This is a genomic window from Klebsiella sp. LTGPAF-6F (assembly GCF_001753185.1).
GTDB classification, from domain to species: Bacteria; Pseudomonadota; Gammaproteobacteria; order Enterobacterales; family Enterobacteriaceae; genus Klebsiella; species Klebsiella michiganensis.
The window spans coordinates 4,991,925-5,003,532 of the sequence record NZ_CP017450.1 but is presented as its reverse complement, the minus strand read 5'-3'; the positions used below and the strand labels follow the sequence as shown (position 1 = coordinate 5,003,532).

Genomic DNA, 11,608 nt, shown 5'->3' with positions numbered 1-11,608 from the left:
GGCCTGTGGGTTTTGTAGGCCGGGCAAACGCAGTACCGCCCGGCGAAACAGGCAAGCGAGGTTCTTATGTCCGTACTCGATCTAAACGCGCTGAACGCATTACCGAAGGTCGATCGTGTTTTGCAGCTGGCGGAAACCAATAGCCAGCTGGAAAAGCTGAGCGCGGAAGCGCGCGTCGCGTGGGCGCTGGAAAACCTGCCAGGCGAATATGTGCTCTCTTCGAGCTTTGGTATTCAGGCGGCGGTGAGCCTGCATCTGGTCAATCAGGTGCGCCCGGATATTCCGGTCATTCTGACCGATACCGGCTATCTGTTCCCGGAAACCTACCAGTTTATCGACGAGTTAACGGACAAACTCAATCTGAACCTGAAGATCTATCGGGCGAAGGAGAGCGCCGCCTGGCAGGAGGCGCGCTACGGTAAGCTGTGGGAGCAGGGCGTTGAGGGTATTGAAAAGTACAATGATATTAACAAGGTCGAGCCGATGAACCGGGCGCTGGAAGAGCTGAATGCGCAAACCTGGTTTGCGGGCCTGCGCCGCGAGCAGTCCGGCAGCCGCGCCCACCTGCCGGTGCTGGCGATCCAGCGCGGCGTGTTTAAGGTGCTGCCGATCATCGACTGGGATAATCGTACCGTCTATCAGTATCTGCAAAAGCACGGCCTGAAGTATCACCCGCTGTGGGATCAGGGCTATTTGTCGGTGGGGGATACCCACACCACCCGGAAATGGGAGCCGGGGATGGCGGAGGAAGAAACGCGCTTCTTTGGCCTGAAAAGAGAGTGCGGGCTGCACGAAAGCTAATGTAGCCCTGTGGGATTTCCACAATATCCGGCTAAAACAGCAGAACCCTTTTTTGACCTGGTAAGCCATATTGGCGACGATTTTACAGTAAAAAGGGTATCTGCTATCTGATTCTTCCGGCTTCAGCCCACTGTTGTCATGGTGAAGCCTGGCGCTATGGTTATCTACCAGAATATAACCGCTGACTTGTCGCCGGGCCTCGTCCTTGTCTGCATGGAAGGCTGAAAGATGGGCTGCCGGGATTGCCTCGATTTTCAGTCTCCCGGCGTCATGGATTTTTCTGCAACTACAAATCTGCTTTGACAAAATCTCCATCGATCATGAACTATTATTCCTGGTCTTTTAAACTATACCCATTAGAAATATAAGTGATTTATGTTTCATTACGATATTATCTCATAATTATCCGTTGTGATTGAGGTTCTCATTTGTACCTGGCTTGACACAGGCCACAAATTGTATTTATATTTTTGAGTCAGGGCGAATGCAGAAAGAATATATTTCGGATTTTCTCTCATCATTCGAATACCCCAATATTTTCTGAACGCCTCGATTTCCCCATTTTTACTGGCTGTTGCTGGGGAGTTTTTTCTTAAATAAAGCGCAAGGTAGCGTCATGTCATTAGAAAAGGAAATAGTACCTAAAGGTGATTATCATTCTTCCCTGGAAGTTATAATCGAAAATAGTTACGCCACAAGTGCCGGTAAGCTCGTTGTCTACCTCGAAGGCGGTCATTTCAATCGGCAATTTGGCGCAGACGAGTTTGCGCTTAACACGCTATCTGATGCCGTTGCTTTCGGAAAAAAACTTATCAGTAAATATCAAAAAAATATCAAACTCGTTTACGGTATTCTGGTAGACGATCTCGGGATTGCCTGTTCTGAAGATAGCTGTACTCTCCCTCAACTCGAAAAGATATCAGAACCGCAAACGGCTGGAGAACTTCCTGAGGAAATTGAATTTTTTATCCAAAAAAATACTCTCATCAAACGCGATAAATTAATGGTTTTTTCCGAGCGAACCAGTAAAAATCGGTCCATCGAAAGTATAAAAAAGAAACTCAAGGACAATACGGAAGGATTATTGATTACTGAAAATGGATCTCATACTGAAATAAAGTTATCAGTCCCTGATGTCATTCCTTTTGTCTTAGCAAGAAAAAATGGTGACGTTTTTACTGCTAAATGTCCAGCTATCATTTTCCAACACTATAAAGATATACTTTTCAAACTGAAACAGCGATTTACAGAATCCCGTGACTTTGTGATCATCGACTGGTCTGATTTTTCAGATCACAATAAGGTGGTACAAGGCCGCACCGCATTAACTGTTATGCAAAAACCGCAAAATCATAATCTCACCATCGCTAATATATTTTATGGCGATGATGAAGGCCACATCGCTAAAATGGAATACAGTGCCGTATCGTCTATAAAAGCAGACCCTATGGTTGTCTAACAGGAAGTGGATATAAACATGATTTATCTGGATAATAACGCAACAACCAACATGGCTCCTGAAGTCCGCGCTACTGTTATACACTGCTTTGACGAATACTTCGCCAATGCATCTTCTGTCAGTCATTATGAAGGGATCAGAGCGCAAAATTATTTAGAAGAGTGCAGGGCCATTGTGGCACAAATGATTGGGGCTAATGCGGAATTTATCACTTTCAATTCTGGTGCTTCTGAAGCAAATAACACGGTTATTCGAGCGGTGTCTGATTACTTCTTACACACCGGCAAGGTTCATATCATTACCAGTTCGATCGAACACGAATGCCTGCTAAAAGTTTGTGAGTATGTCAGGCGACACGGTGTCGACATTACTTTTCTGCCTGTCGATCGTCTGGGACGCGTCTCCATTGAGGCTCTAAAAGAGGCTATCCGTCCAGAAACTCGACTAATTTCTGTCATGGCAGCGAATAATGAAACTGGTGTTCTACAGCCTCTGGATCAAATTGGAATTATAGCGCGCCAGCACGGTATATTATTCCATAGCGACGCCGCCCAGCTCGTGGGGAAACTCCCCTTCTCGGTGACACAGTCCAGCCCTGATTTTGTCAGTTTTTCAGCTCATAAATTCTATGGCCCCAAAGGCGTCGGCGCACTCTACAGCTCACGGCCTGACATCCTTCGGCACTCGCCACTCATTCATGGAGGAGGTCAGGAGTCAGGCATCCGTAGCGGCACAGTGAATCTTCCTGCTATTGCTGGAATGGCAAAGGCTGCTGAGCTGTTTATCTCCTCATATCCGCAGCGCATTGCGTTTCAAAAAGAGATGAAGAGTTATTTTATCGATCTCCTCGAATCAATAATGCCGGACGTTGTGATAAATGGCTGTAGGACGCAAAGCCTGCCTAATACCGTGAACTTCTCTTTGCCTGGCATTAAGTCCAGTATGCTTCTGAAAAAACTCAAAATGAAAGTTGCGCTCAGTAGTGCCTCAGCCTGTCATTCAACGGAACAAAAACCCAGCCATGTTTTAAGCGCTATGGGGCTGGATGATGCCTTGCTTCAAGGGGCAATTCGCATGAGCTTTAGCCATATGACGGAGCGTGAAGAACTTAAAACAGCAGTGGAGTTGCTTGCCGGTACAGCCCAGCGCCTGGGGGGGATTAAATGAAGCCCAGAGAGCCAAAACGCTGGGTTGCCGAGCTATTGCTGGCCGTTGTTGCGGCGGGCTGGGGGATTGGTTTTCCGGTTATGAAAATGGTGGTCAATACCTATCCGGTAATGATGGTGTTAGGGCTACGCTTTCTGCTTTCGGCCTTCTTTTTGCTGCCGTTCAGCTTGAGAGGATTGGGAACATTATCGCGACAAACATTGCTGTCGGGTCTACTACTGGGTCTGCTATTGGGAACTTCATTTGTGTTCCTTATTTATGGTCTTCAGTTAACAACGGCCTCAAATACCGGTTTTCTTGCGGGGCTCAGCGTCATTTGGGTGTTATTGCTCACGGGACCATTGATGGGGAAACGCCCCTCTTTTGACGCGATATTAGCGACATTGTTTGGTCTTGCGGGTTTATATCTGATGGCCGATATCCAGGGATGGCAGCTCCATCTGGGAGATGGGTTGGTCGTTATTGGATCGTTGTTCACCGCCATACATATTATTGCGCTCGATCGTTTCTGCGCGCGTCATAATAATATGACACTAACGTTTTTACAGATCTCTACGATGGCCGTAATCTTTCTGGGGCTACAGCACATCAGCGGAGGTGAGATTCTCCCTCGTAACTGGAGTAGCAAGCTTGTCATCGCGCTAGGGATAACGGCAGTCTTTTCTACTGTCATTGCTTTTTGGGTTCAGGCGCATTTCCAGCGGTATTCAACGCCAACGCGAGCCGTTCTGATTTACAATCTGGAGCCGGTGTTTTCCGCACTATTCGCACTCTGGTTATTGCATGAAACGTTTTCCGCCAATGTTATTTTCGGGGGAGGATTGATTCTGATAGGGATGTGCCTTCCGGGTATTCTGAAGATATTTTCGAAGCGCTCTAACGTAAATCCAACGGATCGGTTACGCGGATTGTAGCGGTGTGTTCAGGCGGTGCTTGCGCCGTCCAGGCAACAGGACGGTGCCCAGTCAACGGTACAGGAAAACCCCTTTTCCCCGCAGGTTGGCCAGCAAGCTGAATGACTTCTGGCTGTGGAGACGGTGAAGGACATCTTACCCTGTCATCAAATTAAGGTTACCGCCACCTGCCACGGCGTGACGCATCCTGTCTACCCGATTAAAGACCCCGGCCATCAGCAGGAGCCTGCCCGGTGCCCGCCAGAAAACCATAATTAAGTTATGGTAACTTGTGCGTTTTATACCCGCAGTAGATACTGCGCGTTTAGTGTGACATGAAAGGGAGTTCGTAATATGCAGGGAGTATTTAAAGCAGCTCCGCTGTTATGTTTTTTACTTTTGGGCTGTGGCCCGATTGAAAAAGAAGAATCACGCGGCAACGGGAAGACCAGCTACGTAGCGGCCGATCTACAGGGCTATAACCATGTGGCAGGCACGAATATCAACTGGTTCTCCGTCAACGGCTACCGGGGACACGCCGGGGGATTTACCTGCTGCATATCGCTGCCGGAAAAATGGCGGCCCAATATGCAGGTGGCAGTGGAGTGGGAGGTGGATCCTGACCCGTTTCCGAAGGATATGCCCCGCTTGGGAACAAAAGAGTTTCGCGATTATGTGAAAGCTCACGAAGCAAATTATCGCCATTATAAAGCGGTGGCCACCATTCCTGAATATGAAGAGTCCTGCGGACTGCAGGTTCATTTTTTACCCTGTCAGCAGGTTAAAGTTACCGCGACCTGCCACGGCGTGACGCATCCTGACCACCCGATTAAAGAGCCTTTCGATCTGCCGGAGTCTGCCCAATGCCCTCAATAATAGAATCTCTTCGGGAACGTTTTGGGAATAACCAGTTTACCACCACGGGCGATCCGTGCTGGGTTCCCCCCGCCTTTCCGAAAGACGGAAGGTTGCTTTTGAGCCAGCAGCAGGTCAACGCAAATATAATAAAAACCGGCAGGGAGGAGGCGCTGTTTCGCCAGGAATCCCGTCAGAATAAAGGCAGCCTGTGCTGCAAAAGCCTGCATATCAGCCTGTTTTTTGACGGCACCAATAATAATGAGCCAAATGATACTGCCAGCACGCCGCCGCATCCGTCCAACGTGGCAAAACTTTACCACGCCTGTGCGCCTGATGATCGCAAGGGAAACGAGCGCGGTTTTTATGCCTTCTATATCCCCGGCGTCGGTACGCCCTTTCCGCGGATTGGCACCTATGACTATTACTCGTCGGGATTGCAGTTTGCTGTCGGAGGAGAGGACCGTATCAACTGGGGGCTGGTGCAGCTATGTAATGCCCTGAGTCACACCGTTACAAAAGATTTCCTCGGCAACGGCAAAATGAAAACGGCGGTTCAGGCGATGAACAGCTCCAGCACTCTTGCGGGCGCGGAACTGGGTTTATTCGCGGGCAGTATGGCGATGTCTTACAACCGTGAAAAAGTTAACCAGGCCTATTTAGACTCGCGGGAAGCGATGCATGACCAGAAGCGGGTGCGGCTGCGTACGCTCGAAAAACTATTAAGCCCGGTGCAGGAAAAATTCGTGCGCGCGCAGTGTAAGACGGTAGCAATAAAGCTGTTTGTGTACGGCTTTTCCCGCGGCGCGGCAGAAGCCCGCGCTTTTGTCAGCTGGCTGGATGAGGCGCTGGCGGAGGGGGTGCTCGGCTTCCCGGCGGGAACGCTGCTGGGCGTGAAGGTCTCGGTGGAATTTTTGGGTCTGTTTGATACCGTGCCGGCAGTGGGCATTGCCAACGTGGTGCCGGGTTTCACCGGTCACAACGGCTGGGCGGGGCAGACGCAGCCGCTGCCGCAGTCGGGGTTAATCAAACGCTGTTATCACCTTGTGGCGGCTCACGAGCAGCGTCAGGCGTTTTCGCTGGACTCCATCCGTACCGCCGCAGGCCGCTATTTGCCCAATACTCAGGAAGTGGTCTACCCCGGTATGCACTCCGACGTTGGCGGGGGGTATCCTACCGGCGACCAGGGCAAAGGTCGCGGCGGGGAGGGAGATCTGTTATCGCAAATTACCCTGCATGATATGTATGCGGCCGCGATTGATGCCGGGGCGCCGCTGTCGTTTCATCCTGATGTTTTTGCCCTGTTGCACCCGGATTTCAGGCAAATGTATATCTTTCGGGAAATGAGTTTTGCTTCAGTTAGGGAATTTGATTTTTATCCCGCACTGGTAGACACCTTTAACAACTGGCGGTCGACCCTCTCCCTTGACAATCAGCAGGAGGATCCGCTGTCTGACGATGCTATCTACGCGCCGTTTCGTTTTGAGTCAGTCTGTCTGGAAGAGATGCTGGAAGCGGAAATGATCTGGATGACCGGCTGGCGTATCGCACGTTTTGCTTCGCCCAGGACATCGCCGATGAATCTCACGTCGCAGCCTTTCTTTCAGAACGCATCCCAGCACCCGGAGATTACCGCCCAGCCGTATGAGGCAGGGTTCAGCCAGCAGGCGCAGCGCGCACTTGCCCGCGAGTGGTCACTCCTGCAATGTAAAGCGGAAGCTATAGCGCAGGCGCGTAAAAATGAGGAATCCAGACACAAGGGAGATGAAAACTGGTTTCCGGGGGCAGACCTCATTGGGGAGCCGTTGTACGATGCCAATAATGCCCGCGGCCAGCTCTGGGAAGCCGCCATCGAGTTTGCGGCGGACTACACGCGCGCAGTTCGTCCTGACGCATTGTTTAAACCTGCTACGAATCAAAAAACGCAGGGGGCGATCGATTCGGCCACCTGCAGTATTGCGACAAACGCAGAAATCGGCTTTTCCCGGAAGGTGAGCACGACGGCGACGCTTTTACAGATGCTGGATCCGATGCTTGCCACAACGGCCTATATATATACCCATCAGAATGAAGCGTATGAATATCTTCGGTTTAAGAAGGCAGGTGAATACAGATTCCGTCAGCATATTGAGCCGTGCCTGTTGAAAAGAGAGAAGAACGATAAAATCAGCGGGCTGATCAATCTGTATGATAACTATATCCATGATTCCCGGGCCTGGTTTATGCACTCGGAAAGCGGCGTCAGGGAGCCGTTTGGCAGCTACTTTTTATCCAGAATGATCTATTTTGGCGATAAGTGGAGCAAGGCCGTCCAGCTGCGCTTTGATGGGCAAACGATGTCAGGTATTGGCGAAGCACTGCAGGATAAGGCCGTTTTTGCTCATGTGCCAACCTACGGTGTAAAAGTCTTTAACCGTGATACCGGGCAAGAAATTCCCGTTGACGAAAGCACTCTGCCAGCGCCCACCCATGAGTTTATTGCGCAGCTTAAACCCCTGGTCAAACAGCGTCAGATGGAAAGGGAAACAGTCAGGCGCGAGCGCATCGCAACTGCGCTCAACGACTTATGGGACTCCGAAATACTCCACTCACCTCAGGTGTAATTTTACAGAGGTGAGATGTCAGCGGTGGCGTATTTGTTATCTGAACAGGTTCGGGGCAGCGTTTTTTCAGCTGCCCAGATATAAACCTGGCTGTCGGCGATGGATCGCGTGCTGGCAGCCAGTAGCAACAATGGTATTAAAAAATGAAAACGCATCATGGCGACAGTCCTTGTTGCCTGATTTTATCGTTAGTCTATTTTGAGGCGGGTCTCTTCTCCGCCTTCGCCAGCTCTTTCACCAGCGGCAGCATCACTTTCATCACATCGCGTCCGCGATGCTCAATACGCCCCGGCAGCGCTTTATCAATATACTGCAGGTTATCCAGCTGTACGTCATGCCAGCTCGTGCCCTGCGGGAAGCTGCGTGATTTGCTCCGCTGCTGATAACCGTCTTTCTTACCCAATGACCAGTTGGTCGCTTCCACCGACAGTACCGGGATCCCGGCGCTATCAAAAACGCTGGCGTCGTTGCAGCAGCCGGTGCCTTTCGGGAAGTCCCGGTTCATCCCTGGATTGGTGAAGGCCGCGATGCCGTGGCTACGGGCGATAGCCAGCGCCCGGTCGCGAGTGAGCTTGCGCACCGATGCTGGCGTGCTGCGGCCGCTATTAAAGTACAGCTTATCGCCCACGACCAGGTTATCGAGATTAATCACCAGCAGGGTGTTTTTCTTTTCCGCGTCGCTCATGCGCTTAAGCAGATTCTGCGCACCCAGCCGGCCTTCTTCTTCGCCGCTGGTGGCAACGAAGCGAATACCGTAACGGGTAGGAACGTTCTTTAACTGTTCAGCAAGTTCCAGCATGACGCCGAGACCCATCGCGTTGTCGTCTATCCCCTGCAGGGTCAGGCCGCCGAGGTTGTTTTCAACATCTTTATCGCTCTGCGGCGCGTAGGTATCCAGGTGCGCCATGATAATAATCTGCTGGCGAGATTGGCCTTCATGAGCGGCGATCACCGTACTGCCGGTGGCGTTATGCCAGTTTTTACGCTGATTGCTATCGGTATAGACGTAGCGGGTATTGAAGCTGCGCACATCGCTCTGGTAACCCATCTGGGCGAACTGCTGGCGGAGATAATCGGCCGACAGCATCTCGGCCGGCGTGCCGGTCATTCTTCCGGGATAAAAGGTGGCGATATGACGAGCCTGGGCATTGGCAGTTTCGCCCGGGGCGCTGAATGCCGGGGCGGCGGAGAAGACAAAACCTGCGCCCAACGCCAGGGGGAGCAGGCGACGGCACAATGCGGAAAACATAGGGGGGTCCTTTAGCACTTAAAACAATTTCACCCGCGTAGTATGAAACTGTGACCGGGGTTAAACAATTTCAATCGCTCTTAAATGGTGGAAAAACCGCGTGTTAAGCACTTTTTGATATTTGCTTTCCCAGGTCGTTATTCTTTTGAGTAACAACTCATTCCATTTCGTAATTTCATTTGCTCTAAACCGCACCCTATAGTCGCTCTATTGCTGATTGTAAGAGAGTTGTTGCGCAGTGGAATACTTGCCGATATTTGCCGAAGTGAAAGACAGACCCGTGCTGGTGATCGGCGGCGGCGAGATAGCCGCGCGTAAGATTACGTTTTTGCTGCGCGCTGAAGCGAAGGTGCAAATTGTCGCCGAAACGTTGATGCCGGAACTTGCCGAAAAGGTCGAGCGCGAGGAAATTCAGTGGCGGGCAACCGTATTCGAAGAGCAGCAGCTTGACGACGTATTCCTGGTGATTGCCGCCACGGAAGATGACGAGCTGAACCAACGCGTTTATGTCGCGGCTAACGCGCGCTATCGGCTGGTCAACGTCGTGGATAATCAGGCGCTGTGCTCGTTTGTCTTTCCATCCATTGTCGATCGCTCTCCGCTGCTGGTGGCTATCTCTTCCAGCGGAAAAGCGCCGGTGCTGTCGCGGATTTTGCGCGAAAAAATCGAAGCGCTGCTGCCCACCAACCTTGGGCGGCTGGCTGAAACGGCGAGCTACTGGCGTCACCATATTAAAACCCATCTGAAAACCACCGCCGAACGCCGCCGCTTTTGGGAGCGCGTGTTTACAGGTCGCTTTGCCAGCCTGATGCTGGCGGGCAATAAAGATGAAGCGGAAAAAGCGCTGGAAGATGAACTTCGGCAGCCGGAAAAACGCCCTGGTGAAATTATTCTCGTCGGGGCAGGGCCAGGCGATGCCGGATTGCTGACCCTGCGCGGCCTGCAGGCCCTTCAGCAGGCGGACGTGGTGTTTTACGACAACCTGGTCACCCCGGAAGTACGTGAACTGGTGCGCCGGGACGCGGAGACAATCTGCGTCGGCAAAAGCGCCGCCGGCGTATCTGTACCGCAGCAGGAGATCAACCGCCTGCTGCTGGAAGCGGCGAAAGCGGGCAAGACGGTGATTCGCCTGAAGGGCGGCGACCCGTTTATTTTTGGCCGCGGCGGTGAAGAGCTGCAGGCCGCAGCCGAAGAGGGCATTCCGTTTCAGGTCGTTCCGGGCGTCACGGCGGCGGCGGGCGCAACGGCCTATGCCGGTATTCCGCTGACGCATCGTGATTATGCCCAGAGCGTAACCTTCATTACCGGGCACTTTGGCGCTGAAAATTCGCCGCTCGACTGGGCGCGACTGGCGCAAAGCGGCCAGACCCTGGCGATTTATATGGGCAGCCTGAAAGCGGCGGAAATCAGCGCTCAGCTGATCGCCAACGGTCGCGGAGGCGATACCCCGGTGGCGGTAATCTCGCGCGGCACCCGCGCCGATCAGCAAACGAAGACCGGCACATTACAACAGCTTGAAAACCTGGCGAAAGACGCCCCGATGCCCGCGCTGCTGGTGGTGGGTGAAGTGGTGCAATTACATCAACAGCTCGCCTGGTTTCAACACACCTCATCCTCAGACGCCTTCAAGGCTTCTGTAGTAAATCTGGCTTAAGGAACGGTTATGGACCAAAAACGACTTACTCACCTGCGGCAACTGGAGGCGGAAAGCATCCATATCATTCGTGAGGTGGCCGCCGAATTCTCTAACCCGGTGATGATGTACTCCATCGGCAAAGACTCCAGCGTGATGCTGCATCTGGCGCGTAAAGCGTTTTATCCAGGCACCCTGCCGTTCCCGCTGCTGCACGTCGATACCGGCTGGAAATTCCGCGAAATGTACGAGTTCCGTGACCGTACCGCTAAAGCCTACGGCTGTGAGCTGCTGGTGCACAAAAACCCGGAAGGGGTGGCGATGGGGATTAACCCGTTCGTGCACGGCAGCGCCAAGCATACTGATATCATGAAAACCGAAGGCCTCAAGCAGGCGCTGAACAAATACGGCTTCGATGCCGCGTTCGGCGGCGCCCGTCGCGATGAAGAGAAATCCCGCGCTAAAGAGCGTATTTACTCCTTCCGCGACCGCTTCCACCGCTGGGATCCGAAAAACCAGCGCCCGGAGCTGTGGCACAACTATAACGGCCAGATTAACAAGGGCGAAAGTATCCGCGTATTCCCGCTCTCCAACTGGACCGAGCTGGACATCTGGCAGTACATCTATCTGGAAAATATTGAAATTGTTCCGCTGTACCTGGCGGCGGAGCGTCCGGTGCTGGAGCGCGACGGGATGCTGATGATGATCGATGACGATCGCATCAATTTACAGCCCGGCGAGATGATCAAAAAACAGATGGTACGCTTCCGCACCCTCGGCTGCTGGCCGCTGACCGGCGCGGTGGAGTCCAATGCGCAAACGCTGCCGGAGATCATCGAAGAGATGCTGGTCTCGACCACCAGCGAACGACAGGGGCGCGTGATTGACCGCGACCAGGCAGGCTCCATGGAGCTGAAGAAACGTCAGGGTTATTTCTAAGGAGCCGCC

General features: G+C 52.4%; 10 protein-coding genes. 8 read left to right on the top strand and 2 right to left on the bottom strand.

All coding sequences use genetic code 11. The features are described 5' to 3' along the window. The first annotated feature begins 66 nt into the window (after nucleotides 1-66). The 6 genes from cysH to BJF97_RS23340 all read left to right on the top strand — a co-directional run bounded on the left by cysH (nucleotide 67) and on the right by BJF97_RS23340 (nucleotide 7,778). Nucleotides 67-801 (top strand): phosphoadenosine phosphosulfate reductase, encoded by a 735-nt coding sequence (gene cysH, locus BJF97_RS23370; RefSeq protein ID WP_032694673.1) that lies wholly within the window; start codon nucleotides 67-69, stop codon nucleotides 799-801. A gap of 616 nt (nucleotides 802-1,417) precedes the next feature. Then, entirely contained in the window at nucleotides 1,418-2,260 is an 843-nt protein-coding gene (locus BJF97_RS35215; RefSeq protein ID WP_223240633.1) for a hypothetical protein, read from the top strand. Nucleotides 2,261-2,278: 18 nt separating this feature from the next. After that, nucleotides 2,279-3,427 carry a cysteine desulfurase family protein gene (locus BJF97_RS23355; RefSeq protein WP_025106434.1) on the top strand — a complete coding sequence of 383 codons (1,149 nt, stop codon included), beginning with the start codon at nucleotides 2,279-2,281 and terminating at the stop codon, nucleotides 3,425-3,427. Further along, a complete protein-coding gene (locus tag BJF97_RS23350) occupies nucleotides 3,424-4,341 on the top strand; it encodes a DMT family transporter (RefSeq protein ID WP_032694671.1) in 918 nt (305 codons plus the stop codon). The genes BJF97_RS23355 and BJF97_RS23350 overlap by 4 nt, the downstream gene beginning before the upstream one ends. A 333-nt stretch (nucleotides 4,342-4,674) precedes the next feature. After that, on the top strand, nucleotides 4,675-5,196 hold the full coding sequence (locus tag BJF97_RS23345; protein WP_032694670.1) for a DUF3304 domain-containing protein: 522 nt from the start codon (nucleotides 4,675-4,677) through the stop codon (nucleotides 5,194-5,196). Between the two features lie 98 nt (nucleotides 5,197-5,294). Continuing rightward, nucleotides 5,295-7,778: a T6SS phospholipase effector Tle1-like catalytic domain-containing protein gene (locus tag BJF97_RS23340; RefSeq protein WP_223240632.1), complete on the top strand. Its 2,484-nt coding sequence runs from the start codon at nucleotides 5,295-5,297 to the stop codon at nucleotides 7,776-7,778. 2 nt (nucleotides 7,779-7,780) lie between these two features. Here the strand turns inward: BJF97_RS23340 and BJF97_RS34810 are convergent, their stop codons facing one another. After that, entirely contained in the window at nucleotides 7,781-7,936 is a 156-nt protein-coding gene (locus BJF97_RS34810; protein ID WP_162933633.1) for a hypothetical protein, read from the bottom strand. A 35-nt stretch (nucleotides 7,937-7,971) separates the two neighbouring features. After that, nucleotides 7,972-9,027, bottom strand: a complete 1,056-nt coding sequence (locus tag BJF97_RS23335; RefSeq protein WP_025106436.1) for an aminopeptidase — start codon at nucleotides 9,025-9,027, stop codon at nucleotides 7,972-7,974. A gap of 247 nt (nucleotides 9,028-9,274) precedes the next feature. Between BJF97_RS23335 and cysG the strand changes: the two genes are divergently transcribed. Both cysG and cysD read left to right on the top strand, forming a co-directional pair. After that, complete coding sequence (gene cysG / locus BJF97_RS23330) at nucleotides 9,275-10,681, top strand: siroheme synthase CysG (protein ID WP_162097155.1); 1,407 nt, start codon at nucleotides 9,275-9,277, stop codon at nucleotides 10,679-10,681. 9 nt (nucleotides 10,682-10,690) lie between these two features. Then, the gene (gene cysD / locus BJF97_RS23325; protein WP_004104981.1) at nucleotides 10,691-11,599 is read left to right on the top strand and encodes a sulfate adenylyltransferase subunit CysD; all 909 of its coding nucleotides are present in this window, start codon (nucleotides 10,691-10,693) and stop codon (nucleotides 11,597-11,599) included. The last annotated feature ends 9 nt before the right edge of the window (nucleotides 11,600-11,608 follow it).